We start from the raw sequence: 24,050 nt of genomic DNA, 5'->3' as shown, positions 1-24,050 counted from the left end.
GCGTGCCATCCCATCGCACCGAGCCGCATTCCAACCGACGCGGCGACTGTATGCACGCATCCGAGGCCAGTGGCACAGGCGCGCCGAACCGGGACCGACACGCGCGACAGCCCATAGAAGACGGCGGCCGCCGAGGTCATGGGCGGTCGGTCGGGGCGCCGCAGACCACCAGCCACATGCGACGGCTGCGCCAATGGCCGGGGCGACACGCGTGCGGCGAATCGGCGCAGGCGGAGCCGGAATACCGCACGCTGGCACGATCGCGCTCGGTCGCGCCGGCGCGGGACCGCCGGCACCCGGCCGCCGGGTGCGGGTTACAGACCTGGAGCTGCTGGATGGACGGAACGCTCTCGCTGGTTCTGCTGCTGTTGTTCCTGTGGGGGCTGTTCTCGCAGCGGGTGGAACGGGTCGAGCTGACCGCCCCGGCCGCGTTCGTACTGGTGGGGTTGGTGCTGGCGACATGCCTGGGGTCGATGGACCTGGACCCGCCGCAGGGCACGGTGAAAGGACTGGCGGAGATTTGCCTGACCTGGATCCTGTTCACCGACGCGGCCCGGCTGTCATTCCGGGTCCTGCGACCGGATCTCGGCCTCTACCTGAGGCTTTTGCTGATCGGGCTGCCCATGTGCATCGGGCTCGGGGCGCTCCTGGCACTGGGTCTCCTTCCGGGCGTCGGCGCCTGGGCAGCGGTGTTCGTCGGGGCCGCCCTCGCCCCCACCGACGCGGCGCTCGGAGCCTCGATGATGTCCAATCCCGTGGTGCCCGAGCGCATCAGACGCCTGATCAACGTCGAGAGCGGCCTCAACGACGGCATCGCCACTCCCGTCGTCGCGGTCGCGCTGGCCGGGGCCGCGGTGACCGCCGGTTCCGGCCCTGACGCCACCGGCGAGGAGGTCATGGAACTCGCCATCGGTCTCGCCTACGGCGCGGCGCTCGGTCTGGCCGGAGGGTGGCTGCTGCGGTCGGCGCTGCGCAAGGGCTGGGCCGCCGAGGAGTTCGCCGGCCCGGCCGTCCTGGCCCTCGCCTTGCTCTCCTATCTGTCCGCCATCGCCATCGGCGGCAACGGTTTCGTCGCCGCGTTCGTCGCCGGACTGGCCTTCGGCACCGCCCACGGCGGCACGCCGCCGTGGCAACTGCAGTTCACCGAGCAGTCGGCATCGGTGCTCTCCTTGCTGGTGTGGCTTCTGTTCGGGGCAGTCCTGGTCCCGGCCGCCTTCCCGCACATGACGTGGCAGGCGGTCCTCTACGCGGTGCTGAGCCTGACGGCGGTGCGGATGGTCCCCGTGGCCCTGTCCCTGCTCGGCACGGGGATGGACCGTGCCACCGTCGGGTTCGTCGGCTGGTTCGGCCCCCGGGGGCTGGCCACCATCATCTTCGGGCTGCTCGCGGTCGAGGACCTTGCCCCAGCTGTCACACAGCAGGTCGTTCCCGTACTCGTCTGCACGGTGCTGCTCAGCGTCCTTGCACACGGCCTCAGCGCGGGGCCACTCGCGCGGCTCTACGGGGCCGCCGCGGCCTCCGGAGGCACTCACCGGCCGGGACCGTCGCCGCAGGACGTCCCGGTCCGGCGGCTGGCGGGCAGCGCAAGCGACCGAAACGGAGCCGGCCGTGCTCGCCGACCGCGGCGGCCCGGCCGTCGGTGAACGACAGCCCGTTCACCCCTCTGTTGCGGTTCCACCCGAGGCACACTTCCGGCTCCCCGTCCGGCAGTGGCGTCTCGTCGCTCAGTAGCGCGTTGCTCGCGTCATGGGGGCTCGGCGCTCGTTCTCACACAACGACGCTACCGGGGCTGACCATTCGCGTTGTCCTCGAAGAGTTCCTGGGTACGGCGCAGCAGGGCTTGCCGTACAGCCTCCGGTGACAGGACTCGCAGGGGCGTGGCCAGGCCGAGGAGGTACCTGGCGAGCCCGTCCGCGTCGGGACCGCCGACGTCGACGATCGTGGCATCGGGGCCCTCGGGACGGTGGGTACCGACCGTCGACGGGATCAGCCGCAGTGCTTGGTCCATGGACACCGGGAGGCGGATGGTCGCAGAGAGCGGGTAGGGGCCGGTCGCGACGGAGCGGGAGACGAGCAGCGCCGGGTCGGGCGGATCGATGAGTTCCACCGGGTGCCCGGTTGGCTCTAGTCGGTCGACCCTGTCGGCCCGAAAGGTCCGCCATTGACCCTGCGCCACATCTCGGGCGACGAAGTACCACCGGCGTCCGGTGTGGACGAGGCGGTACGGATCAACGTCCCGGACCGTGGCCCTTCCTTCCCAGTCGCGGTACGACAGGCGGGCACGCTCACCCTGGCGGCATGCGGCGGCCAGTTCCCGCAGCATGCCGGGCGTGATCTGCGGCTCGTCGGGTCTGGGGGTGTGCACGAAGGCGGCGTCCATCTCGCCCAGCCGGTCCGCGATTCGCTGCGGCAGAACCTGCCGCAGTTTCAGCAGCGCCGACAGTGCGGCCTGGTCGCCACCGAGAGCGCCGCTCAGCGCCGCCTCGCGCAGCCCGACAGCCACGGCGAGTGCTTCTTCGTCATCGAGGATCAGCGGCGGCACCCGGGAACCGGCACGGAGGCGATATCCGCCCCATGGCCCGGGCTCGGACTCGACGGCGTAGCCGAGTTCCCGGAGCTTGGAGATGTCCCGCCGCACCGTGCGCTCGGTGACCGCCATCCGGTCGGCCAGCTCACCGCAGGTCCACAACGGCCGGGCGACCAGCAAGGAAATCAATCGCAGCAGGCGGGCGGAGGCGCTGATCACGTGTTGAAGTCTTCCACATGACCAGGACCGAAACTGTCCTGGTCCCGACGTAGCGTCTTCTCCATGAACACGGAAACCACCTCCGCACCCACGTTCCGCTACTCGGCCGTCACCTTCGATTGCCCGGACCCCGCCGAACTGGCCCGCTTCTACGGCGAGGCCCTCGGCCTGCCCACCGTTTTCTCCACCGACCACTTCGTCCTGCTCGGCCAAGAGGGCGCGGCCGGACTGGGATTCAACCGGCTGTCCGACTACCGCCGTCCCACCTGGCCGGACCCTTCCCAGGAAAAGCAGGCCCACATCGAACTGGGCGTCGACGACTTGGACGCCGCCCAAGCCCGGCTGCTCGCCCTGGGGGCCGTCAAGCCCGAATTCCAGCCGGACCCCGACCGGTGGCGGGTCCTGCTGGACCCCGCAGGCCACCCGTTCTGCATCTCCACCCTGGTCTGAGCACGAGGCCGCCCAGGCCCAGCCGCGGGAGCAGTCCACCGCGGGAGCGGCCGAGAGCTTCGCCCACCGCACCGCCTCCTCCGGAAAGGGGCACAGCCGCAAGTGCACGCACGTGAACTGGTCGCTGGATGGCCCCTTTTGAGGCTTCGGGCCGTGTCAGATGCATGCGCAGGACTACGCGTGCGCGTGCACACCACCACCGCAAAGGAGGTGACATGCGCGAGGGAAACCGTGATGCCCGACGCGGAAACCGCCGATCGGCGATCTCGGCATCCAGCGCATGGTAACGGCGGGCGAGCCGCCGCAGCGAGGCACGGGTTCGGCCAGCGGACGGGACCGGTCGTCGCCGGGCCGCAGCCGGGCGAGCGTGCGTATCAGGGCCGCCCGGTACAGCCGGGCGGCCTGCTCGCGCAGCATCGCAGGAGCCGACACCAGCAGGCCGTGGATCTGGTTCATCGTCTGCGTGCGGGCCTTGACCGCGCTGCGGCGGGCGATCCGCAGCACCCGCACCGCCGCCTCGACCACACCGTCCCGGCTCTTGGGATACGGGTGGCCCGCCCGGACAGTACCGCCGTCGCGGCGGCGTAGGCGTCGACCGGATCGGACTTGCCCTCATGCGCCGTGTCTTGCGATCCGGCCGGTCCACGTCGACGACTCCGACCCCGGCGGCGGTCTGCACCCGCGCGAGTTCAGCGCCGTAGGCGCTGGTCCCTTCCACCCCGACGGCGACGAGCTCATCGTGCGAACGCATCCATTCCAACAGGTCCCGGTATCCGCGGATGGTGGCAGGCAACCCCTGGTCGCCCAGGTGCCGGCCGACCGCGTCGATCACCGCGGCATGGTGTGTAAGGCCGTGGGTGTCGACGCCGGCAGTGATCCGCGGGCCGTCGTGCGCCATGCTGGCCATGTTCGTCCTTGCGAGGGCGGCACGCGCCGGTCGGGCAGGCGGACAAGACAGTGACGGGGCTTCTGGACCAAACTCCTATGAGGTACAAGCGCCCGTCCGGCCGCGTGCGTGGTGACGCCCGGCGGGCCGACAGATCCCACACACGACAGCCGAGACGTCAGTCAGAGCACGGGTCAGACCCGCCAGCGGCGTCACTACGTCACATCCTCACTGTCAGAGCTCTTTGAGCATCCGTACGAGCTCAGACGGCGGAAGCTCCGGGTACAGCGTCTTCAGATGCCGCACCACCGCCGCCTCGCTCTTCTCGTCCCGCACTTGGCGCGCCTCCTCGATCGCCTCGGCACGGAAGTTCTCGTACGTGCGGAACTTTCGGTAGAACCAGTCACGCTGTCGTTTGCGGTGGTTGAAGACCCCAGCCGCAATGAACAGGACGAAGGAGAGCAGAAATAGGGCGTCCCCGACCCTAGAACGGATCGACAACGCCGCGAAAAGGCAACCGATCCCCAGAAACACCAGCAGTGCCGCCAACGGATGCACGCGCTTCGGCTCGCGCATGCTCACCTCGTGCCATTGGGCCAGTTGCCAACGGGAGGGCCGGGGAAATCGCTGACGCTCTGCGCCTCCCCCTTGATGCGGTTCAGTTCCTCTTTCTGGGTCAGCAAGGCTGCGAGCGCCGCCATGAACGCTGCGCCTATGACCGTGGCGTTAAACGCTGCTCCTTCCAGGAAGATCCCGCCAGCGGCGACAGCACCGACCCCGGTCATCAGCACGCCCATGGTTCCCATCCCCGAGCTCGAATCCCAGGGTCCAGTGGGGAGATCCTGCGACCAGGAATTCATGAGGTCATGGGTTGCATTGCGGGCGGCCTCGACCACCGCCGTGCCGAGACCGCCGGTCTTGCAACGCCTCTCCCAGTCCGAGGCGGCCGTTATGTCCTTCGGGAGCCCGTCACCACCCACCCTGACTCGCGCTGAACCCTGTGCGTCCGCTGCTTCCGCCCCATCGGGGCGGCTTCCTGCCAGGTCGGACAGCATTCCTTGCAGTTCAGCCGCGTCATTCTGGAACTTCTCCAGCTCCTCGCGAAACATATTGTCCATGCGACTTCCCCCTGCATGTCGGCCTGTTCTACACGCGTTCGCGTGGAGAACTGATCGCGTCGACGCTAGCAACGGCACCGTGGACGCAGGCCGTCAACTCGGCGCACAGTCAGAAGGTTTCAACACGTCACGGAATCTTTCACTGCATGGTCACGTGGCTGGTAGAAATTTCCACGGTCAGGTGAGAGGCGAGAAATGCGCTGAAAAACAGGTGCTGTCCCTATATAGAGGCAAATAGCCCACTTCTCCGCCCAAGAGAAAAGTCAACGCCCGCCGCTGGGGACCTCCCACGCCCTTAGGGTCATCTCATTTGGCTGACTCGGTAGGCGATAACTTGTGGGGATCGTTGAGCTGCTGGTGCCGGAAGAGTTGTGGGAGTTGTTCCAGCGAGTGGTGCCAGAGGTGCCGGACTGGACCCGTTGCGCGATCGACTCCGTGAACATGCGGGCCCTGAAAAAGGGGATCTGACAGGTTCGAATCCTGTCGACCGGGGCAAGTACGGGTCGAAGATCCACCTCATCACCGAGCGGACCGGTCTGCCCCTGTCCGTCGGAATCTCGGTGGCGAACCTGCACGACAGTCAGGCCCTGATCCCCTTGGTGAAGGGCATACCGCCAATCCGTTCCCGCCGCGGACGCCGACGACGCAAGCCGGCAAAGCTCCATGCCGACAAGGGCTACGACTACTCCCGCCTGCGGCGATGGTTACGCCCACGCGGCATCACCCACCGCATCGCCCGAAAAGGCATCGAGACTTCGCAGCGACTGGGCCGGCACCGCTGGACCCGGACGACACCGCGGCCTGGGGCATGGCCTGGCGCGCCGGCTGCCGCCGTCTCCACCGACGCTACGAGCGCAAGGCTGACCACTTCCTCGCCTTCACCAGCTTCGTCTGCACCCTCATCTGCTACCGCAGACTCGCCAAATGAGATGACCTCTAAGGCCGCGGCCCCGGTCGCTCCGGCATCGGGGCGGCGTTGGGGCGTAGGAAACGGTGGAGGATCAGGCGCAGAGTGGGGAGTTGATCCGCCGGGCTGAACGACGGCTCGGTGGCGGCGCTCGTGTAGAGAGCGGCGATGAGTGCCATGACCCAGGCCGCGGTGTCGTCCGGGTCCAGAGTGGGGTCGATCCGGCCGCTCGCGGCTGCGTTGTGCAGCAGGGCGGTGATGGTGGACCGTTCCTCGTCGTTGTCGCGGCTCAGCAGTGCTTCGAGGTCGGGGTCGCGGTGGGCCTGGATCATCGCCTCCATGACGAGGGCCGGGACCAGTGGCTGCGTGGCGGGGGCTGCGAGAAGGTCGACGGTGTCGAGAAGGGCAGCCCACGGGTCGTCAGCGGCGCGGGCGGCGGCGAGGCGCTCGGACTTGGTGGTGCCGTCGTGCTCGTCGTCCTCGAAGACGGCGTGAAAGATCGCGCGCTTGTTGGGGAAGTAGTGGAACAGGTTGCCCGCGCTCATTCCGGCGGCCTTGCAGATTTCTGCCGTGGTGGTGCGCTCGAAGCCTTTGGCGGCGAAGAGCTCGGTCGCGGCGCTGAGGATGTGCCGGCGGCGCGCTCGGTGCTTGGCCGGGTCGACCGTTCTCATCGAGGGCTCCTTCTGGTCGGCTCTCGGCTCGTTGCCCAATAATAGATCGAGCGCTCGGTTTATGATGAGCCGCGAAGCAGCGAGGGGGAAACATGGACATGGGCAAGAGTCCCGAGCGGGACCGGCAGTCGGCTCAACTCACCGTGCTCGGGCGGTCGGTGTGGGGCACCGTCGGCGTCTACGTCGCGTTCGTGGCGGCGGGGGCGGGTGTCGGCTGGCTCGTCGGCGTTCTTGCCGACTGGCTCGTGACGCTGCCCTGGGCGCCTCTGCAGGGGCCTGCCCGCCTTCTTGCGTCGATCCCAGGGCCTTGGCTGCCCGTTGTGGGTTCGGTGGCGGGGCTGGTGCTCGGGCTCGTCGCGCAGCACGAGGAGCTGGTCATTCGCCTGTCGGCCGAGTCCGTTGTCCTCAGCCGCAAGGGCCGGGACCAGGAGTTGCCGCACGACGCCGTCGCCACGGCCTGCCGGGACGGCAAGCATCTCGTCCTGCTCGGCCACGACGGCGGGGAACTCAGCCGGGAGCCCTGCGACTTGGACGCCGGCCGCCTTGCCGACGCATTCACCGAGCACGGCTATCCCTGGGCGGACGCCGATCCGCACGAAGGCGAGTTCCGCCGCTGGGTCCCGGACGCTCCCGAACTGCCGAAAGCCGCGAACGCCCTCCTCAAAGCCCGCCAAGGTGCCCTGGAGAAGAAAGGGCCATCTGACGACGACGTACGGGAGCTCCGCGAAGAACTGGCCCGTCTCGGTGTCGTCGTACGGGACGAGAAGCGACGTCAGTACTGGCGGACGGTCAGGCAGTCGGACCCAGCCGCGGAATGAAGGCCCGATGAGTGCGGCCTGCGGGCACACGGGTCCTCCCGTTCTTGTGAACGAGCTGCCCGTGCTGCTGACGCGATGACGTGAGCAGGGCTCAGCCGGCAGGCTCCCGGGGAACGGCTCCCGCCGACGGCTCGGGATCGTCGCCGCGCAGCAGGCAGGCATCCATGATCCAGCCATGACGCTCCCGAGCCGTGGCGCGCAACTCCAGGACCCGGTCGGCGACTTCGGCCAGCAGTCCGGAGACGAGCAGTTCCTCGGGTGTACCGACGTAGGCGCCCCAGTACATCCACCAGCCCTCCTCCCGGTGGGCGGTGAGTGCCGCACCGACATCGAGCATGACGGCGACGTCCTCGCCCGCGGTGAGCCCGGACCCGGCGACGTGCCGGCCGGGGGCGATCCGGACCGGACGACCGAGCCGGGTCAGCGTCGTACGGTGGCGGGCGGCCAGCACCGAGACGCTGCTGACCCCGGGAATCACGTCGTACGTGAAGGACACCGCGCCCCGGGCCGCGACCTCCTCCAGCGCGTCGATCGTGCTGTCGTAGAGCGCGGGGTCGCCCCACACCAGGAACGCGCCGGTCCGGCCCGGCGCCAGCTCGTCCTGGATCAGTCGCTCGTACAGCGCGGCACGGCGGTGGCGCCAGTCGACGACCTGGGCCTGATACCCGGCGGGACTCGCAGGGGAGCGGTCCCGCCGCGGGTCCTCGGCCTCGACCACCCGGTGCCCGGGGCCGGCGTGCTCGGCCACCAGATCCCTGCGCAGGCGGGTCAGCTCGGACGCCCACGCGCCCTTGTCCAGCAGGAAGAACACGTCGCAGTCCCGCATGGCCCGCACCGCGGCCAGCGTCACATGCTCCGGATCCCCCGCACCGATCCCGATCACCAGGATCCGCCGCAGGTTCTCTCCGGTCATGGCGACACCGCCCCGGAGGGCGCCGAGGCGCACACGGCCGGGACGGGGCGGCCGGGCGCGGGGCCGCCGTCCGGGCTGTCCGCGCCGGCCTCTCCCTCCCCGTCATCCTCTCCCGGATACATGATCTGGACGTCGCGCAGCAGACCGTCCACCACGTCGTCCAGGTCGAGTCGCTTCTCCACCGAACGCAGGTTGGTCAGCCCGGCCCGGAGCGAGACCCGGGGCGGCGCGAGGAGCTTGCAGCAGTCCTCGTCCGGCAGCACGGAGATCTCCGCCGTGCCTATGGACCGGGCCTCATCGATGATCTCCTGCTTCTCCCAGCCGACCAGCGGCCGCAGCACCGGCAGGGTGGCGGCCTCGTCGACGGCGGCCATGTTCGCGAGGGTCTGGCTGGCCACCTGACCCAGGCTGTCGCCCGTCACCAGGGCCTCCGCACGGGTCCGGCCGGCCAGCGCGGAAGCGGCGCGGATCATCAGCCGCCGCTGCGCGACGACCTGAAGCCTGCCGGCCCCCGCGATCGCCAATTGCTTCTGCGCGTGGCCGAGCGCGATGACGTGCAGCCGGCCACCGGGCTGATAGCGGTTGAGTTCACGGGCGAGCGCGTAGGCCTTGTACACCGAAGCGGCGTTCGTGAACGGAGCGCCGGTGAAGTGGACGAAGTCGCAGCGCAGCCCGCGGCGCATCGCGCGGTAGGCCGCTACCGGAGAGTCGTACCCGCCGGAGAGCAGCACCAGGGCGCGTCCGCTGGAGCCGACGGGCAGCCCGCCCGGTCCCTGGTGACGGGTCCAGGAGACGTAGCTTTCCTTGCGGTCGATCTCGACCGAGAGCCGTACATCGGGATGGGAGAGGTTCACCGGCAGGTCCCCGAGGCCCTCGCGGATGCGGGCTCCCAGGAAGCGCTCGAACTGCGACGAGGTCATTTCGAAGCTCTTGTCCCGGCGCTTGACCCGGACGGCGAAACTGATTCCGGGCCGCTCGCCACGAAGGGCGGCGAGCCCGTCCAGAGCCGCCTTCTCGATGTCCTGCACGGTGCTCGGGACGCGCAGGGCGGGTTCGACCGAGTTGAACCCGATCACCCGGCGGGCGCGTTCCACGAGGACGTCCTGTGGGACCTCGCCGCCGATCACGGTGACGTTCTGGCCGGGCTTGATCCAGGTGGAGCCGCCGATGCCCCGCAGGGCGCCGCGGAGATTGTCGTGCAACCGCTCGATGAACAGGTGCCGGTTGCGGCCCTTGAGGAAGACCTCGCCATGCTTGAGCAGGACACAGGGCCCGCTCGGTTGAGGCGTTCTGGGGGAGGGGATGCTCGGTTCGCCGGGCACGAAACTCTCCTTCGCGAGTCGTCGTGAGGACCGGCACCGGGCCGTGAACGGGAGGCGGGTCCGGCCCGCGCACCACGTGCAAGGTCGGGTGAACCGCATCCTTCGCTCAGCGGCCCCGCTACCGGGTCGCCGTGGATGCGTGCGCGGTGATCGCACCCCGCACGAGCAGTGGCAGGTCTTCGGACTCGTGGGCACATCCCGCAGGACGGGACACCTACTGGCCGTCGCTTCCCAGGTCGGACGCGTACCCAGTGCTCGATGACGGCGGTCGTTCCCACTCACCGCTGCGAGGCAGTCCCGGACTCCCACCGGGTTCCCTCTTACGACACCCCGTCTGGCGGGCGGGGGTGAACCAGCTGCGGGTCCAGGGTAGACAAGGCAGCGCACGGCACATGCACCAGCCGGGGGTGACGGAAGCCACCGCCCGTCGCGGGCCCCAGCGGCTTGGGCGCGGTGGGTGGCCGGCCGGTATCCCCTGGCTGCCCGGCCTGCGGTCGCCCGGCGCACCGGTCCGCGGGTCTGTGGCGGTGCGCGTCAGCCGGCGCAGGCCGGCGACTCCGCGAGCCACGGATACGCCCAGGGGACGGACCGCATGGTCCGTCCCCTGGGCTCTTCACGCGTATGTGCGCAGGTCAGGGCGCCGCGTCCAAGTCGACCTCCAGGTCGTCCGTCTCCGTCCAGAAGCCCTCGTCCGCGTCCTGAAGCCGGGACGCGGCGTGCTTCATGTGACGGCGTACGGCAGTGCTGGCGGCCTGCGCGTCGCCGGACTCGATGGCCGCCAGGATCGCGTGGTGCTCCACCCGGACCGCCTCGATGAAGTCGTTCCGCCGCGCCTCGTTGGCCCGGGTGACGCGGATGCCGCTGCGCAGCACCTCACCGAGGTACCGCACGGTCGAGACCATCACCGTGTTCCCGGTCGACTCGGCGATCGACTGGTGGAACGCCAGGTCCTCGTCCACACCGTCACCGCCGGCCGCGACCGCCTTGTCGATCGCGGCCAGGGACTCCCGCATCCGCGCGATGTCGTCCGCCGTGGCACGGGTGGCCGCGAGCGAGGCGGCCTCGCCCTCCATGGCGCGCCGGACCTCCACGATCTGCAGCACCTTGGACTTGGTGCCGGAGGCATCGGCTTCCAGGTCGAGCGGACGAGTGCGCCGGGGCATGACGAACACGCCCCGGCCCTGACGCGGTTCGACCAGGCCCGCGTTGCGCAGCCGCGACACGGCCTCGCGGATCACGGTGCGGCTGACGCCGAGCTGCTTGACCAACTCGACCTCGGTCGGCAGCTTGTCGCCCTCGGCCAGACGTCCGGACTCGATCTCCTCCGAGAGGATCGCGGCGACCCGGTCCGCGAGCCGTACGGGACCACTCACCTTGGAGAACATGGTCATCAGTCTATCCGTCAGGACCTGACCGCACCGGCCGTGGGCAGCACACCGGCCGCGAGGGCGCCGGGGTGATCCTCGGCGTACGCCCGTACGACCGACTCGAAGCTCTCGTCGGGTTCGAGCCCGAGCGCCGTGGCACGCGCGTTGTCGAAGACGGCGGGCCACGACCCCACGATGGCTTCGACGGCGGGGTCGGGCGCGACCGTCACCAGGTCGGCGATGGCGTCGCCGGCCACCCGGCGCAGCGTGTCCAGCATCTCGGCGACCGTCACTGTGAGCGCCGGCAGGTTGACCGGAAGCTCGCCGCAGAGCTCTCCGGGGCCGCTGCCGCGCTCGGCTTCGGCGATGCGGAGGATGCCCTCGACGGTGCGCCGCGGCGAGGCCAGGGCGACCCGAAGGTCGGGGCTGACCGGGCAGGTGGCAGGGAGCCCTGCGAGCGGCTCGCGGATGACGCCGGACAGGAAGCCGGAGGCGGCCGCGTTCGGCTTGCCGGGCCGCACCGAGACGGTCATCAGGCGCGCGACGCGTCCGTCGAGGAAGCCCCGGCGGGTGTACTCGGCGACCAGCTGCTCGCAGACGCGCTTCTGCGTTCCGTAACTCGACCGCGGCGTGGGCAGTGTCGACTCGCTGACCACGGGCGGCAGCGGCAGCGCGGGGTCGGAGCCGTAGACCGCGACGCTGCTGGAGAACACCACCCGGGGCATCGGCCCGCCTGCGGCCGACTGCGCGCGTGCCGCCTCCAGCAGCGCGCGGGTGGAGTCCAGATTGGCGCTCATGCCCAGCTCGAAGTCGGCCTCGCACTCGGCCGAGACCGCGGAGGCCAGGTGGATCACGACATCCACCGGCTGAGCGAAGATCTCGTCGAGGCGCTCGCTCAGATCGCCCTGCACGACGTCCACCAAGGGGTATCCCCTGCTCGAAGAGCTTGGGGAAGGGTCGGCCGCCACCGGCGACCCGGCCGGGACGAACCGGTCGGCGAGCACCAGACGGTCGATGGGCGCGCCGCACAGGGTCCGCCGCTCGATCAAGGCATCGGCGACCTGCCGGCCCAGGAAGCCGAAGCCACCCGTGATGACGATCCTCATGCGGTCTCTCCTCGGTAGTTCGCGATCCAGCCGAGCCCCTCGCTCGTACCGGCGCGGGGGCGGTATTCGCAGCCGATCCAGCCGTCGAAGCCCAGCTCGTCGACGACGTCGAACAGGTGCCGGATGTCGAGTTCGCCCCGGTCGGGCTCGTGGCGGTCGGGCACGCCCGCGATCTGCAGATGGCCGACACGGCCGGTCGGCAGGTCCCGGCGCAGTGTCGTGGTGAGGTCGCCCTCCACGATCTGGCAGTGGTACAGGTCGAGCTGCACCTTGAGATTCGGGGCGCCCACCTCCCGCACGACGGCGTGCGCCTCGGCCTGCCGGCGCAGGAAGTAGCCCGGCATGTCGCGGCCGTTGATCGGCTCGATCAGGAGATCGACGTCCACGGCGGCGGCCCGCGCCGCGGCCCAGGCCAGGTTGGCCAGGTAGGTGTCGCGGTGCCTCGCGAGCTGCTCCGGCGTCGCGTCCGCAGGAACGAGACCAGCCATCATGTGCACCTGGCCGCAGCCGAGCGCCGCGGCGTACTCCAGCGCCCGGTCGATCCCGGAGCGGACCTCGGCCTCGCGGCCGGGCAGCGAGGCGATGCCCCGCTCACCGGAATCCCATGCGCCGGGCGGCGCGTTGAAAAGCACCTGCCGCAGACCGTGGTCGTCGAGCTGACGGCGCAGCTCGCCGGCTTCGTAGTCGTACGGGAAGAGGTACTCGACGGCCTCGAAGCCGTCCGCGGACGCCGCGGCGAAGCGGTCGAGGAAGTCGTGCTCGGTGTACATCATGGACAGGTTCGCGGCGAACCTCGGCATGCTTGCTCCTGTGTTCGGGCCGGGCGGACCGGACCCGGTCATCGGTTGACGACCTGCTTCTTGGTGGTGAGCACGGCGGCCGCGCCCAGGACGAGGCTGAGCGCCAGGACGTACATCGGGATGGAGGCCGAGCCGGTGGCGTCCTTGAGCGCGCCGATCATGTACGGGCTGACGAAACCGGCCAGGTTGCCCACCGAGTTGATCAGGGCGAGCCCGGCCGCCGCCGCGGTGCCGCCGAGGAACGCGGTGGGCAGCGACCAGAACAGCGGAGCGCAGGTCAGCACACCGGCCGCGGCGAAGGACAGAGCGACCAGGGACAGCACGGTGGAGCCGGCCCAGCCGGCGGCGAGAGAGAAGCCGACGGCGCCCATGAGGCTCGGGATGACCAGGTGCCAGCGGCGCTCGCGGCGCTTGTCCGCGGAGCGTCCGAACAGGTTCATCGCGACCAGCGCGGCCAGGAACGGCACGGCGCTGAGCACGCCGATCGTGAGGTTGTCGTCGATGCCGGTCGACTTGACGAAGGTGGGCATCCAGAAGGTCAGGGCGTACTGGCCCATCACGAAGCAGAAGTAGATGAGACACATCAGCCACACCTTGGGGTCGCGGAAGCCGTCCCAGGCCCGCCCGTGCTTCTGGTGCGCGGTGTCCTTGGCGATCGCCGCCTCGACGATGTCTTTCTCGTCGTCGGAGAGCCACTTGGCGCTGCGTACGCCGTTGTCCAGGTAGAACAGCGTGGCGACTCCGATGAGCAGCGCCGGGATCGCCTCCAGCAGGAACATCCACTGCCAGCCCTGCCAGCCGTTGACCCCCTGGAAACGGTCCATGATCCAGCCGGAGAGCGGGTTGCCGAAGATGCCGGCCACGGGGATCGCCGACATGAACATCGCGATCACGCGGGCCCGGCGGTGGGACGGGAACCAGTAGGTGCAGTAGAGGATCACCCCCGGGTAGAACCCGGCTTCCGCGGCTCCGAGGAGGAAGCGGAGCACATAGAACGCCGTCTCGTTGGTGACGAAGGTGAACGCCCCCGAGACCAGACCCCAGGTGATCATGATCCGGGCGATCCAGGTGCGGGCTCCGACGCGCTGCAGCATCAGGTTCGAGGGGACCTCGAAGAGGAAGTAGCCGATGAAGAACAGGCCGGCACCCAGGCCGTACGCCGCCTCGCTCAGACCGAGGTCGTCGGCCATCTGCAGCTTCGCGAAGCCGACGTTGACGCGGTCCAGGTAGGAGAAGACGTAGCAGAGGACCAGGAAGGGGACGATGCGGAGAACGACCTTGCGGAACACGGCGTTCTCACGGGCGAGGCCGGGGGTCTCGGCCGTCGCGGTGGACGTGGGCATGCGGAATCCTTACTGCGGCTCAGGGGATTCTCCGACGGATGGTGCGCGGTCACCAAGAGGCGCCGAACACGGCCTTGAGTTCGTCGAGAGCGGGGGAGGGGAGCGGCTCGGGGCGACGGTCGGTCAGGAGCCAGAGGCGTGCCGTTTCCTCGAGTTCTTCGAGTACGGCGAGGGCGGTGGCCGCGTCCGGGCCCCAGACCACGGGGCCGAGACGGTCGAGCAGAACGGCCCTGATCGGCGTGCGGCTCGCGGCGCGATCAGCGACACGAGCGGTCACCAGGTCGGCCACGCGCGGATCGCCGGGCCGGTGGTAGGGGATGAGCGGGACGTGCCCGACCTTCATGGCGTAGTACGGCGTGAGGGGCGGAAGCACGTCGTCCTGGCTCCACACGCCGGCCAGGGTGAGCGCGACGAGATGCGTGGAGTGGGTGTGGATGACGAACCGTGCCGTGGGGTCGGCGGCACAGATGCGGCGGTGGAGCGTCAGGGTCTTGCTGGCGCGGTCGCCCGCGATCTGCTCGCCCCCGGCGTCGACCAGGGCGAGCCGCTCGGGCTCGAGGAAGCCCAGCGCCGCGTCGGTGGGCGTGATCAGGTGGGCATCGCCTACCCGCGCGCTGATGTTGCCGGCGCTGGCGTGGACATAGCCGCGCGCGAACAGGCTGGTGCCCACCCGGACGATCTCGGCGCGCGCCTGGTCCACGGCAGGGCTCGGGAGCCGGTTCATGCGGTCTCCCCGTCGAGGTGGGCGAAGGACTCGGTGAAGAAGCCGGGGCCGCCGAAGTTGCCGGACTTCAGCGTGATGTGGAGGGTGTCCCCGTCGGGGAGGGCAGCCGCGCACCATGGCACACCGGGGTCGATCTGCGGTCCGATGCGCAGGCCGGTGAGGCCGAGTGCCTGGACGACCGCTCCCGAGGTCTCGCCGCCGGCGACGACGAGCTGACGGACGCCGAGCTGGACGAGTCCCTGCGCGACGCGGGCCAGGGTCTGCTCGACGAGCTCACCGGCCTCGGCGACGCCGAGCCGGCCCTGGACGTTCCTGACCGCGTCGGGCGCCTCGGTGGAGTAGACGAGCACCGGCCCCTCGGCCAGGTGCGAGGAGGCGAACGCCAGGGCCTGTCCGGCCACGTCCTCGCCGGCCGCGATCCGCAGCGGGTCCACGCTGAACGCGGGTCGGCCGCTTTGCAGGAACTCCAGGACCTGACCGTTGGTGGCGGTGGAAACCGACCCGGAGACGATGGCCTGGTGGCCGCCGGGCGGAGGCAGTTGGGCGGCGGCAGGAGACGGCTCGAACCCCCAGTTCGCGGGCAGGCCGATCGCCAGACCCGAACCGGCGGTCACCAGCGGCAGCTCCCTGACCGCCGCACCCAGCCGTACAAGATCCTCATTGGAGACGGCGTCCACGATCGCGGCGCCCACGCCCTCCTTGCGCAGCTCGTCGACGCGCTCCCGGATCGCCTCGGCACCGGTGGCGACCACGGTGTGGTCGATGAGGCCGACGGGGCGCGCGGTCTGCGCACCCAGCACGGACACCAGATTGGAGTCGGTCATCGGCGTCAGCGGGTGATGGCGCATGCCGCTCTCGCTGAGCAGCACGTCACCGACGAAGAGGTGACCCTTGAAGACCGTGCGCCCGTTGTCGGGGAACGCCGGTGTCGCGACCGTGAAGTCGGTGCCCAGCGCGTCCATCAGCGCCTCGGTGACGGGCCCGATGTTGCCGTTCCGCGTCGAGTCGAAGGTCGAGCAGTACTTGAAGTAGATCTGCTCCGCGCCCGCGGACCGCAGCCAGTCCAGCGCCCGCAGCGAGGCCGCGACGGCGTCGTCCGCCGGGGTGGTCCGCGACTTGAGTGCGATGACCACGGCGTCCGCGTCGACCGGGCCCTCGGCGCCGTCCCGCGGTACGTCGATCAGCTGGACCACGCGCATGCCGGCGCGCACCAGGTTGTTGGCCAGGTCCGTGGCGCCGGTGAAGTCGTCGGCGATGCAGCCGAGTCGGATTCCCATGTCAGCTCCCCGACTGCTCGGTCTGCCCGGGCAGCTCGATCCCCGGGAAGATCTTGATCACCGCGCTGTCGTCCTCGGCTCCCAGGCCGGACGCCGACGCCTGCAGGAACATCTGGTGCGCGGTGGCCGCCAGGGGGAGCGGGAACTTCTCCGGCCGGGCCGCGTCGAGCACGAGCCCCAGGTCCTTGACGAAGATGTCGACCGCGGACAGCGGCGTGTAGTCCCCGGCGAGCACATGCGCCATGCGGTTCTCGAACATCCACGAGTTGCCGGCGCTGTGCGTGATGACCTCGTAGAGCGCCTCGGCGGGCACACCCGCCTTGATGCCCAGCGCCATCGCCTCGGCCGCCGCGGCGATGTGCACGCCAGCGAGCAGCTGGTTGACGATCTTGACCTTGGAGCCGATCCCGGCTTCGTCGCCCAGGCGGTAGACCGTGCTGCTCATGGCCTCCAGCACCGGGTCGGCGACCGCGTACGCGGCGGGGGCGCCCGACGTCATCATGGTGAGTTCGCCGTTCGCGGCCCGTGCGGCGCCACCGGAGATGGGGGCGTCGAGATAGAGCACGCCACTCTCGGCGAGGCGCTTTTCCAACTCGGCGGACCAGTTGGGGTCGGCCGTGGAACACATGACGTATACGGAGCCCGGACGCAGTCGCCCGGCCGCACCGTCGGCGCCGAACAGGACCGACTCCACCTGTGCCGCGTTGACCACGACACCGACCAGGACGTCGACCGCGGCCGCCAGCTCACCTGCGGAGGCGAAGGCCGTGCCACCGTCCTCGGCGAAGGCCGCGGCCACCTCGGGGCGCAGATCGTGGACACCCACGTCGAAGCCCGCGTTCCGCAGGCTGCGCGCCATGCCGAGTCCCATGGCCCCGAGGCCCACCACGCCTACGCGCGGCCGTGCCGGCCTGTCCTGGTCGTTCATGCCCATCCTCGTCTCGCTGTGCCGTCCGGGCGCGGCCCGGCTCTGAAATCCATGCGGCGATCGCGTCATATGATGACCTGAGGATGTGAGGCGCCGCACTGTGATGTCGGTCACATCCAGGAGGGGGCAGGCTCGCGGCGGCGAGGGGCGGTCGCGGAACGCGAGGGGCTCGGCGGGCGGCGGGGTGGGCGGCAGGGCCGGTCGGCAGGCATGGCCTCAGTGAGCCGGAGTGCGCCTTGCGGAAGGTGCACTCCGGCTCACATCGCATCGAGGCGTTGACCGCAAGCATCAACACCAAGACCTGGACTCGCTGAACCAGCCCCGAGTGGTGGTCAAGACGGCCAGTGATCAGCCGTCAACAATGCGGTGTACGCGCCCTGTTCGTCGCACCTGCACGGATGATTCCCGGCCGAAACGGCCTGGGGGAGTCTCGCCCATCACCACGGCGATGTCATGTGGCGTGGCCGATGCGAGGACATAGCTGACACCCCGACTGCAATGCACGGGGCGGTAATCGGGGTCCGTTACCCCCGGGATTCCACATTGCGCGCGAGGATGCCGAGGGTGGCGCGCAGGGAGGCTTCGGGGATGACAGGGAAGATGCCCTTTTCCCGGTATTCGTCGGCGACCTGACTCCAGTCGTAATAGGACGTCACGAGCGTCCCGGTGTCGCTGGGCTGGAGCCGGTAGCCGTACAGGTGTTTGATCGGGGGCTGGATCGTCCCGGAGATGGTCCACTCGATGAGTGCATCCGTCTCGAACCTGGTGATGATCACCGTGACGCTGTACTTACCCATCGGGTAGTCATTGAGCGCCTCCCGGTCCATGTGCACGACGAACTCGTCGCCCACCCGCCGCACTTGGTCACCTTGGGCTGACTGAAGCATCCCGGAGCTGTCGATCGTCACATGCCCGTCGGGGTCGCACAGCAGCCTGAACACCTTGGCGGGGGGTGCCGCGATCTCGCGTCGCACTTCGAATCGTTCTGTCGTCATATTCCCCAGCCTCGCACGGGGGTGCGGGGCAGAGGGCATGGCGGCACAGGCACTGCCGTCATCCAGCGCCTCCGCGTCTGCGAGACCTCCCACGCGAACTCGGTCCCCGCAAACGATGTCAGGGCTGGGTCTGCTCGAACCGCGCGATCTCGTCGGGATCCGGCACGAACAGAAGGTGCTCGGCGCCGCCTTCGAGCATCTGGGCCATTTCGGCCGAGCGCGGGAGCATCGTTTTCTCGTAGCTGCGTACAGCGTCGTCGATGGTGGAGGAGTGCGCGAGTGCGAGCGCGAGTTCGCCGGCGTCGAGCATGGCGAGGTTGACGCCGACGCCGAGCGGCGGCATGAGGTGTGCGGCGTCTCCCAGGAGCGCCACGCTGGGCGAGTGCTCCCATGTGTGCGGCACCGGAAGGGCGAAGAGCGGACGATCGACGTAGGCGCCGTCGTTGTCGGTGATCATCCGGAGTATCTGCGGCGACCAGGCCGCGTACTCGCCGAGCAGGTGAGCGCGGATGCCTTCGGTGTCCTCGGGGCGAAGCCCGTTCGCCGCGATCCAGTCCACGGGCACGCGCTGCAGGATGTAGACGCGCATGTGGCCGCCGCTGTTGCGCTGCGCGAAGAGGCCCCGCTCGCCGTCGGCGATGTGGGCACTGCCATTCCCCACCAGTCGGGAAAGCTCGGGGTGCGCGTGCTCCATGTCATCGAACCATGCCTCCAGGAAGCTGACCCCGGTGTAGCGAGGTGTCGCGGGCGACACGGCAGTGCGGACGCGGGAGAAGGCGCCGTCCGCACCGATCACCAGATCCGCCTCTACGGACGTCCCGTCGGTGAACGTCAGCGTTCGCGGCCCGTTGGCCGGTCCGCCCAGCGATTGGAGAGTGCGCCCCCACTGCACCGTCCCCGCAGCGAGTGAGCGCAGCAGGAGATCGCGAAGTTGTCCGCGGTCGATCTCGGGGCGGTTCGTTTCGCCCTCGGCCGGCAGATGGTGCGCAAGGACGCGCCCCGCTGGATCCAACTGGCGCATTTCCTGCCCCTCCAGCCTGGCGAGCGCGAAGAACTCCTCCAGCAGGCCCGCTGCACGGAGTGCGAGCTGGCCGTCCTCCTCGTGCAGGTCGAGCGAGCCTCCCTGGTTCCGGGAGTTCAGCTCCGAATCGCGGTCGTACACCGTCACCGCGATGCCGTGCTGCTGCAGGATGCGTGCGCACGTGAGGCCTCCAGGCCCGGCGCCGATGATGCTGATCCGCGCGGTTGAGGGCGCCGGAGAGTCCACGGTTGGACTCCTTTCGTGGGTGGGGTTCCCGGTGACGCCATGACGCGGCGATGTCCGGTGCCGCGACCCCCACGGGGCGGCAACCCCTACGGAGACCACCAAAGCAGAAACGAGGCCATAAGTGCAACAGTTCCAGTTTCTGTTTCGTTCCAGTTAGGGGGTACAGTGCAGCCATGCCCGACACTCCGACCGTTGGTCGTCGCGAGCGCAAGAAGGCCGCGACGAGGCAGGCCATCGCCGACGCCGCCCTGGAGCTCTTCCTGGAGCACGGTTTCGAGCGGGTGAGCGTCCGCGATATCGCCGAAAGGGCCGACGTATCGACGACGACCCTCTTCGCGCACTTCCCGAGCAAAGAGGCACTGGTCTTCGACCGCGACGAGGAAGTTGAGGCGGAGCTGACCGCCGCCGTCCGCGAACGGCCCGAGGGGCAGAGCGTGGTCGAGGCGCTCCGCGCCCACGCGCTGAAGTCCTGGGTGCCGATCGCGTCGGACCCTCGTCTGCACCAGTTCCAGGCGCTGGTGAACCAGACGCCCGCGCTCCGCGAGTACGGGGAGCGAATGTGGATGCGACATGCGGGCGTCCTCGGCGCCGTGATCGCGGAAGAACTGGGCCGGGAGGCGGATGATCTCGCCTGTTCGGCACTCGCGCGGTTCGTGCTGGAACTCCCGACCCTGGCCAAGGGCCGAAACGATCCACGCGCGGCTGTGGAGACCGTGTTCGACCTGCTGATCCACGGTTGGCAGTCCCAGCACGATTCCAAGGGTGCGATTGCAGGCTCGTCAGCGCCCTGAAGCGCGACGTCTACCGCGACCAAGTCCGCAATCGAGGTCCCGTGCCCGCGGCCGCCCGCCGCGGCAGCCGCACGGAACGGGGCTGGGCGCCTCGTAGATCGCTATGTTCCGAGGCCGGCTCCCGTCGAGGGCTGGGGCCGACAGGCGGCGATGATGACGCCGGTGGCCGTGGGGGTCGCGTCGGCGACATTGAACGTGGTCGGGCTGAAGCCGTCGGTGAACAGGCGGCGTCCGGAACCCAGGACGACGGGGTGGATGCAGAGCAGGTATTCGTCGATGAGGCCGAGCGGGGAGAGGGATTGGATCAACGCGCCGCTGCCCATGATGTGCAGATCATTGCCCGGGGTCTTCTTGAGTTCGGCGACCGCTGCGGGGATGTCGCCGCTGAGCAGCGTGGAGTTGGGCCACGGCAGGGGCTCGGTCAGGGTGTTGGATGCGACGTACTTCGGGGCATTGTTGAGGGCGTCGCGGAACGGGCTGTCCTGGGTGTTCCAGTGGCCGAGAACGTCCTGGTAGGTGCGGCGGCCCAGGAGGTATCCGCTGCTGGCGGCCAGTCGCCGGCCCCATGCTTTCGTGACGGCCTCGTCCCCGCCCCTTTCCGCGGCCCACCCGCCGTGGGCGAACCCGCCGCGGGTGTCCTCATCGGAGCGGCCGGGTCCTTGCATGACGCCGTCCAGGGTGACGTGGTTGATGACGACGATTCTCATGGGGCTCCTGTCCTCTGGTGAAACGTGACCTTCTGGCGAAGCGTGACCCTAGGGGCACGATCGGGGTGAACGCCGCCCAGCCGACCCGGCCGCCCGGTCGCTACTTCGGCCGGTGCATGCTTCGACCACGCTCGTGGCTGCGGCGCACCCCACGTGATCTATGACTGCGGATCATGGAGAAACTCATCGGTCCTTGCCGGTCGCTCCCGGCAGCCGGCAGGCTTGCCGGGTGCGGCATCGACGGTCCTGAAGCCGCGCCCCCCCGGCGGGACGCGGCGCCGAGCGTCAGCAGGAGTCGTAGCGCCAGTGCCCGTCCTCGCGGGTCCACGGTTGGCCGTGCTCGTCGTATCGCGGCAGGCCAACGCCATAGGACACGCGGGCCATGTCCCCCGAGAGCCTGTCGACAACGAACCGCTTGACGGTGCGGGCACCGTGCATCTGGTTCGCGCGCTCCAGCATGGCGTTGAGCGTCGGTTTGGTGATCTGCTCCTTGCAACGGCTGGAGATCATGCCGTAGGCCGCCGTGACGTCCGGTTCGAAGTAGGCGGCTGTGTAGGCGCGAACCGCCGTTTCGAGGTCGGCGCGGGAAGCGTCGGGCGTCGATTCCTCCATCGGTGCCTGCGTCGTGGCCGCGTTCGGCGTGGGCTTGTGCGCGGGCTGGTCGCCGGCGCTGCCGCTGCATGCGGTGAGTGCGGCGAGCAGTAAGGCAGCGATGGCTGCGCTGGTGGTGCGGTGCATGGTCCCCCCTTGGACGCGTGAGGGGGAATCGTGGCACGGGCCTGATGATCGAATGATGCCCCACCGCGACGGGGGCGCAGTGGGGCATCGGCCGGTGTGGCAGGTGGCGAGATGTTCCGGCGGGGCCTTGAGCGGCAGAAGCAGTGGCGAGGAGTCGCCCGACGTGAACATCCGGAGGCAGCGCCCTGTTGGTCTGGTGATCAACAGGACACGACCTACTCTCCAGGCGCCCGGACTTCCGGGTCCTGCAGCAGGTGGAGGACGGCAGGAAGTGCGGTGGCGCGGGCACGTCGGAATGCCGCGCGGAAGTCGGCGGTCGACGTCACCGTCTCACCGTGGGCGCCGTGTGAGCGGGCCCAGGCCGCAAAGTCCGGATTGGTCAGCTGTGTCCCGGAGGGGCGGCCCGGATAGGTGCCCTCCTGATGCTCCCGGATCGTGGCGTAGCAGCCGTTGTCGACCACCAGGGCGATGAAGGTCGCCCCGTATCCCCGTGCGGTCGCCAGTTCCTGACCATTCATCAGAAAGCAGCCGTCACCGGCGACGGACACGACCTCCCGGCCGGGAAACACCAGCGACGCGGCGACCGCGGCCGGGATCCCCATCCCCATCGCGCCGTTGCGCGGCGCGACGAGCGAGGCGGGCGACCGGTGCGGCAGGTGGCGCGCCGGCCACAGCGCGTGGTTGCCGGCGCCGTAGGTGATGACGGCGTCCGGCGCGAGCTCCTCCTGGAGTACGCCCATCACCGCGGTCAGGTCGACGTAGGAGCCGCCCGGGTCCGGTGCGGAGACGGCGGTGCGCGTTCGGGTGTACGCGGCTCGGGCGGCCGCGAACCAGCCGGCGTCCGCGTGCATCGAGACCGGCGCGGTCGCCAGGTCGAGCGCGAATGAGGGGGCGTCGGCTGAGACGAACTGGTCGACCCGGCCCGCGTGTCCGAGCGCTTCGCCGGGGAGGACCAGCACCGTTTCGGAGTCCAGGCCCCGGGTGTAGCCGTCGCTCAGCACATCGGTACGGGCGGCACCGAGGAAGAGCGTGAGGTCGGCCTCGTCGAGCAGACCTGCCGCATGGCTGCTTCGGCCGTACCCGAGCGAACCGGCGAACGCGTTTGCCCCGTCGAGTTCGTGGGGGACCGCGTCGTACGCGCGGAAGTCGGCGACGACCGGGATCGAGTGTCCGGCTGCCCACCGGACGAGCTCTTGGCCGCTTTGCGCGCTCCAGCCTTCCCCGCCGACGACGACGAGTGGACGGTGCGCGCGTTCGAGCCGGCCGGTGAGCTCCTTGAGCTCGGACTCCGCCGCCCGCGGTCGGGGGACAGCGATCGGTGCCACGCTGCGGGCCGTACCGGCCGAGCGCGTGAGGATGTCCTCCGGCAGGCCGATCACGACCGGGCCGGGCCGCCCGCTCCGAGCCGTGTGGATGCTCTCGGAGACGACGCGGGCCGCGGCCGCGGGGTCGTCCAGCACCACGACCTTCTTCGCTGTGCTACCGAACCAGCCGCTGATGTCGAACTCCTGGAACGCCTCGCGTCCCCGGTCCGCGACGGGTATCAGCCCCACGAAAAGGATCAGCGGGGTCGCGTCCTGGTGGGCGGTGTGGACTGCGATGAACGCGTTGGCGGCTCCGGGGCCCCGGGTCACCAGCGCCACCCCGGGAAGACCCGTCAACCGCCCTTCGGCCAGGGCCATGAAGCCCGCGCCGCCCTCGTGCCGGGCCACCACAGTCGTGATCGTGGAGTCGTGCAGGCCGTCGAGGACATCGAGGTAGGACTCCCCGGGAACGCCGTATACCCGTTGAACGCCTTCGCGTTCCAGCTGGGCGACGATGAGATGGCCTGCGGAGAGCCTGCTGTCGGGGTTATCGGCATTCACCATCGCGGGTCCTGTTTCCTTCTTCGAGGATTCACTTGCCGGTCCATTCTTGCTTTCTGCGGATGGTGTGACACGTGGCAATGGCACTCGAAAAAGCGGCGATGGATGTGCAGATGAACACCCGCCTGAGCGATCCCATGGGCACCGCGGGGCCGGGGTCCGAAGCCCGCGGGCGACACGCTGGTTCCCGGACCGCCCGGTCGCTTGTCGCAGGGATGGGCAGGGCCGGGGGCGAACCGCGGCCCCGGCCCCGCGCGTTGGTCCATTGGTCATCTGCACAGTTCGCGGCCTGCGGTGATGTGCTTTTGATT

24 protein-coding genes, 2 pseudogenes and 1 riboswitch are annotated in these 24,050 nt (G+C 69.6%); of the genes and pseudogenes, 6 read left to right on the top strand and 20 right to left on the bottom strand.

From position 1 onward, the window contains the following. Nucleotides 1-335: 335 nt before the first annotated feature. Nucleotides 336-1,643, top strand: coding sequence for a cation:proton antiporter (locus tag ACH4FH_RS31180; RefSeq protein ID WP_398559300.1), 1,308 nt, complete (start codon nt 336-338; stop codon nt 1,641-1,643). Between the two features lie 137 nt (nt 1,644-1,780). Here ACH4FH_RS31180 and ACH4FH_RS31175 read toward each other — a convergent pair whose 3' ends face one another. Further along, nucleotides 1,781-2,746: a helix-turn-helix transcriptional regulator gene (locus ACH4FH_RS31175; RefSeq protein WP_398559299.1), complete on the bottom strand. Its 966-nt coding sequence runs from the start codon at nt 2,744-2,746 to the stop codon at nt 1,781-1,783. A gap of 63 nt (nt 2,747-2,809) precedes the next feature. Here ACH4FH_RS31175 and ACH4FH_RS31170 point away from each other — a divergent pair, with 63 nt between their 5' ends. Then, nucleotides 2,810-3,196, top strand: coding sequence for a VOC family protein (locus ACH4FH_RS31170; protein ID WP_398559298.1), 387 nt, complete (start codon nt 2,810-2,812; stop codon nt 3,194-3,196). A gap of 174 nt (nt 3,197-3,370) precedes the next feature. Here the strand turns inward: ACH4FH_RS31170 and ACH4FH_RS31165 are convergent, their stop codons facing one another. The 4 genes and pseudogenes from ACH4FH_RS31165 to ACH4FH_RS31150 all read right to left on the bottom strand — a co-directional run bounded on the left by ACH4FH_RS31165 (nt 3,371) and on the right by ACH4FH_RS31150 (nt 5,200). Beyond that, nucleotides 3,371-3,721, bottom strand: a complete 351-nt coding sequence (locus ACH4FH_RS31165; RefSeq protein ID WP_398559343.1) for a hypothetical protein — start codon at nt 3,719-3,721, stop codon at nt 3,371-3,373. 112 nt (nt 3,722-3,833) lie between these two features. Continuing rightward, nucleotides 3,834-4,094: pseudogene (locus ACH4FH_RS31160) on the bottom strand (transposase); the annotation flags it as partial. 222 nt (nt 4,095-4,316) lie between these two features. After that, on the bottom strand, nt 4,317-4,658 hold the full coding sequence (locus ACH4FH_RS31155) for a hypothetical protein (RefSeq protein ID WP_398559297.1): 342 nt from the start codon (nt 4,656-4,658) through the stop codon (nt 4,317-4,319). Between the two features lie 2 nt (nt 4,659-4,660). Then, nucleotides 4,661-5,200: a hypothetical protein gene (locus ACH4FH_RS31150; RefSeq protein ID WP_398559296.1), complete on the bottom strand. Its 540-nt coding sequence runs from the start codon at nt 5,198-5,200 to the stop codon at nt 4,661-4,663. Nucleotides 5,201-5,536: 336 nt separating this feature from the next. Here ACH4FH_RS31150 and ACH4FH_RS31145 point away from each other — a divergent pair, with 336 nt between their 5' ends. Continuing rightward, complete coding sequence (locus ACH4FH_RS31145; RefSeq protein WP_398559342.1) at nt 5,537-5,668, top strand: hypothetical protein; 132 nt, start codon at nt 5,537-5,539, stop codon at nt 5,666-5,668. Next, nucleotides 5,620-5,988: pseudogene (locus ACH4FH_RS31140) on the top strand (transposase); the annotation flags it as partial. The gene ACH4FH_RS31145 and the pseudogene ACH4FH_RS31140, both read left to right, overlap by 49 nt. Nucleotides 5,989-6,136: 148 nt before the next feature. Here the strand turns inward: ACH4FH_RS31140 and ACH4FH_RS31135 are convergent. Further along, on the bottom strand, nt 6,137-6,778 hold the full coding sequence (locus ACH4FH_RS31135) for a TetR/AcrR family transcriptional regulator (protein WP_398559295.1): 642 nt from the start codon (nt 6,776-6,778) through the stop codon (nt 6,137-6,139). A 92-nt stretch (nt 6,779-6,870) separates the two neighbouring features. On the opposite strand from ACH4FH_RS31135, the gene ACH4FH_RS31130 reads away from it, so the two are divergent. Then, nucleotides 6,871-7,596 (top strand): hypothetical protein, encoded by a 726-nt coding sequence (locus tag ACH4FH_RS31130; protein WP_398559294.1) that lies wholly within the window; start codon nt 6,871-6,873, stop codon nt 7,594-7,596. Nucleotides 7,597-7,687: 91 nt separating this feature from the next. On the opposite strand, the gene cobF is transcribed toward ACH4FH_RS31130, so the two are convergent. The 11 genes from cobF to ACH4FH_RS31075 form a co-directional block, all read right to left on the bottom strand. After that, the gene (gene cobF / locus ACH4FH_RS31125; protein WP_398559293.1) at nt 7,688-8,509 is read right to left on the bottom strand and encodes a precorrin-6A synthase (deacetylating); all 822 of its coding nucleotides are present in this window, start codon (nt 8,507-8,509) and stop codon (nt 7,688-7,690) included. Further along, on the bottom strand, nt 8,506-9,831 hold the full coding sequence (gene thiI, locus ACH4FH_RS31120; RefSeq protein ID WP_398559292.1) for a tRNA uracil 4-sulfurtransferase ThiI: 1,326 nt from the start codon (nt 9,829-9,831) through the stop codon (nt 8,506-8,508). Before thiI ends, cobF begins: the two co-directional genes overlap by 4 nt. A gap of 152 nt (nt 9,832-9,983) precedes the next feature. Further along, nucleotides 9,984-10,203, bottom strand: a riboswitch (cobalamin riboswitch). A gap of 260 nt (nt 10,204-10,463) precedes the next feature. Continuing rightward, nucleotides 10,464-11,216, bottom strand: coding sequence for a FadR/GntR family transcriptional regulator (locus tag ACH4FH_RS31115; protein WP_398559291.1), 753 nt, complete (start codon nt 11,214-11,216; stop codon nt 10,464-10,466). Between the two features lie 17 nt (nt 11,217-11,233). Then, a complete protein-coding gene (denD, locus tag ACH4FH_RS31110; RefSeq protein WP_398559290.1) occupies nt 11,234-12,304 on the bottom strand; it encodes a D-erythronate dehydrogenase in 1,071 nt (356 codons plus the stop codon). Continuing rightward, nucleotides 12,301-13,104, bottom strand: coding sequence for a 2-oxo-tetronate isomerase (gene otnI / locus ACH4FH_RS31105; protein WP_398559289.1), 804 nt, complete (start codon nt 13,102-13,104; stop codon nt 12,301-12,303). Before otnI ends, denD begins: the two co-directional genes overlap by 4 nt. Nucleotides 13,105-13,142: 38 nt before the next feature. Then, nucleotides 13,143-14,447 carry an MFS transporter gene (locus tag ACH4FH_RS31100; protein ID WP_398559288.1) on the bottom strand — a complete coding sequence of 435 codons (1,305 nt, stop codon included), beginning with the start codon at nt 14,445-14,447 and terminating at the stop codon, nt 13,143-13,145. 49 nt (nt 14,448-14,496) lie between these two features. Further along, entirely contained in the window at nt 14,497-15,171 is a 675-nt protein-coding gene (locus ACH4FH_RS31095) for an aldolase (RefSeq protein ID WP_398559287.1), read from the bottom strand. Beyond that, nucleotides 15,168-16,448, bottom strand: a complete 1,281-nt coding sequence (otnK, locus tag ACH4FH_RS31090; RefSeq protein WP_398559286.1) for a 3-oxo-tetronate kinase — start codon at nt 16,446-16,448, stop codon at nt 15,168-15,170. The genes ACH4FH_RS31095 and otnK overlap by 4 nt, the downstream gene beginning before the upstream one ends. A 1-nt stretch (nt 16,449) precedes the next feature. Next, complete coding sequence (gene ltnD / locus ACH4FH_RS31085) at nt 16,450-17,376, bottom strand: L-threonate dehydrogenase (protein WP_398559285.1); 927 nt, start codon at nt 17,374-17,376, stop codon at nt 16,450-16,452. A gap of 524 nt (nt 17,377-17,900) precedes the next feature. Next, nucleotides 17,901-18,371: an SRPBCC family protein gene (locus ACH4FH_RS31080; protein WP_398559284.1), complete on the bottom strand. Its 471-nt coding sequence runs from the start codon at nt 18,369-18,371 to the stop codon at nt 17,901-17,903. 118 nt (nt 18,372-18,489) lie between these two features. Beyond that, the gene (locus ACH4FH_RS31075) at nt 18,490-19,638 is read right to left on the bottom strand and encodes an FAD-dependent oxidoreductase (RefSeq protein ID WP_398559283.1); all 1,149 of its coding nucleotides are present in this window, start codon (nt 19,636-19,638) and stop codon (nt 18,490-18,492) included. A 173-nt stretch (nt 19,639-19,811) separates the two neighbouring features. Between ACH4FH_RS31075 and ACH4FH_RS31070 the strand changes: the two genes are divergently transcribed. Continuing rightward, nucleotides 19,812-20,429: a TetR/AcrR family transcriptional regulator gene (locus ACH4FH_RS31070; protein WP_398559282.1), complete on the top strand. Its 618-nt coding sequence runs from the start codon at nt 19,812-19,814 to the stop codon at nt 20,427-20,429. Between the two features lie 101 nt (nt 20,430-20,530). On the opposite strand, the gene ACH4FH_RS31065 is transcribed toward ACH4FH_RS31070, so the two are convergent. From ACH4FH_RS31065 to ACH4FH_RS31055, 3 genes are all read right to left on the bottom strand, one after another. Next, nucleotides 20,531-21,136 (bottom strand): dihydrofolate reductase family protein, encoded by a 606-nt coding sequence (locus ACH4FH_RS31065; protein WP_398559281.1) that lies wholly within the window; start codon nt 21,134-21,136, stop codon nt 20,531-20,533. Nucleotides 21,137-21,421: 285 nt separating this feature from the next. Continuing rightward, nucleotides 21,422-21,874, bottom strand: coding sequence for a hypothetical protein (locus tag ACH4FH_RS31060; RefSeq protein WP_398559280.1), 453 nt, complete (start codon nt 21,872-21,874; stop codon nt 21,422-21,424). A gap of 215 nt (nt 21,875-22,089) precedes the next feature. Continuing rightward, nucleotides 22,090-23,742 (bottom strand): thiamine pyrophosphate-dependent enzyme, encoded by a 1,653-nt coding sequence (locus tag ACH4FH_RS31055; RefSeq protein ID WP_398559279.1) that lies wholly within the window; start codon nt 23,740-23,742, stop codon nt 22,090-22,092. Nucleotides 23,743-24,050: the final 308 nt, after the last annotated feature.

This window comes from Streptomyces sp. NPDC017993, from assembly GCF_044328065.1.
Lineage (GTDB): Bacteria > Actinomycetota > Actinomycetes > Streptomycetales > Streptomycetaceae > Streptomyces.
Note: the sequence above shows the minus strand (reverse complement) of the source record. Positions and strands in the feature narration are given on the sequence as shown.

Coding starts and splice junctions, on each gene's coding strand:
- ACH4FH_RS31150 (WP_398559296.1), bottom strand. CDS start 5,200: ATGGACAATATGTTTCGCGAGGAGCTGGAGAAGTTCCAGAATGACGCG.
- otnI (WP_398559289.1), bottom strand. CDS start 13,104: ATGCCGAGGTTCGCCGCGAACCTGTCCATGATGTACACCGAGCACGAC.
- ACH4FH_RS31060 (WP_398559280.1), bottom strand. CDS start 21,874: ATGCACCGCACCACCAGCGCAGCCATCGCTGCCTTACTGCTCGCCGCA.
- ACH4FH_RS31170 (WP_398559298.1), top strand. CDS start 2,810: ATGAACACGGAAACCACCTCCGCACCCACGTTCCGCTACTCGGCCGTC.
- ACH4FH_RS31055 (WP_398559279.1), bottom strand. CDS start 23,742: ATGGTGAATGCCGATAACCCCGACAGCAGGCTCTCCGCAGGCCATCTC.
- ACH4FH_RS31065 (WP_398559281.1), bottom strand. CDS start 21,136: ATGAGAATCGTCGTCATCAACCACGTCACCCTGGACGGCGTCATGCAA.
- ACH4FH_RS31155 (WP_398559297.1), bottom strand. CDS start 4,658: ATGCGCGAGCCGAAGCGCGTGCATCCGTTGGCGGCACTGCTGGTGTTT.
- ACH4FH_RS31080 (WP_398559284.1), bottom strand. CDS start 18,371: ATGACGACAGAACGATTCGAAGTGCGACGCGAGATCGCGGCACCCCCC.
- ACH4FH_RS31130 (WP_398559294.1), top strand. CDS start 6,871: ATGGACATGGGCAAGAGTCCCGAGCGGGACCGGCAGTCGGCTCAACTC.
- ACH4FH_RS31135 (WP_398559295.1), bottom strand. CDS start 6,778: ATGAGAACGGTCGACCCGGCCAAGCACCGAGCGCGCCGCCGGCACATC.
- ACH4FH_RS31070 (WP_398559282.1), top strand. CDS start 19,812: ATGCCCGACACTCCGACCGTTGGTCGTCGCGAGCGCAAGAAGGCCGCG.
- ACH4FH_RS31095 (WP_398559287.1), bottom strand. CDS start 15,171: ATGAACCGGCTCCCGAGCCCTGCCGTGGACCAGGCGCGCGCCGAGATC.
- ltnD (WP_398559285.1), bottom strand. CDS start 17,376: ATGAACGACCAGGACAGGCCGGCACGGCCGCGCGTAGGCGTGGTGGGC.
- cobF (WP_398559293.1), bottom strand. CDS start 8,509: ATGACCGGAGAGAACCTGCGGCGGATCCTGGTGATCGGGATCGGTGCG.
- ACH4FH_RS31100 (WP_398559288.1), bottom strand. CDS start 14,447: ATGCCCACGTCCACCGCGACGGCCGAGACCCCCGGCCTCGCCCGTGAG.
- ACH4FH_RS31115 (WP_398559291.1), bottom strand. CDS start 11,216: ATGTTCTCCAAGGTGAGTGGTCCCGTACGGCTCGCGGACCGGGTCGCC.
- otnK (WP_398559286.1), bottom strand. CDS start 16,448: ATGGGAATCCGACTCGGCTGCATCGCCGACGACTTCACCGGCGCCACG.
- ACH4FH_RS31180 (WP_398559300.1), top strand. CDS start 336: ATGGACGGAACGCTCTCGCTGGTTCTGCTGCTGTTGTTCCTGTGGGGG.
- denD (WP_398559290.1), bottom strand. CDS start 12,304: ATGAGGATCGTCATCACGGGTGGCTTCGGCTTCCTGGGCCGGCAGGTC.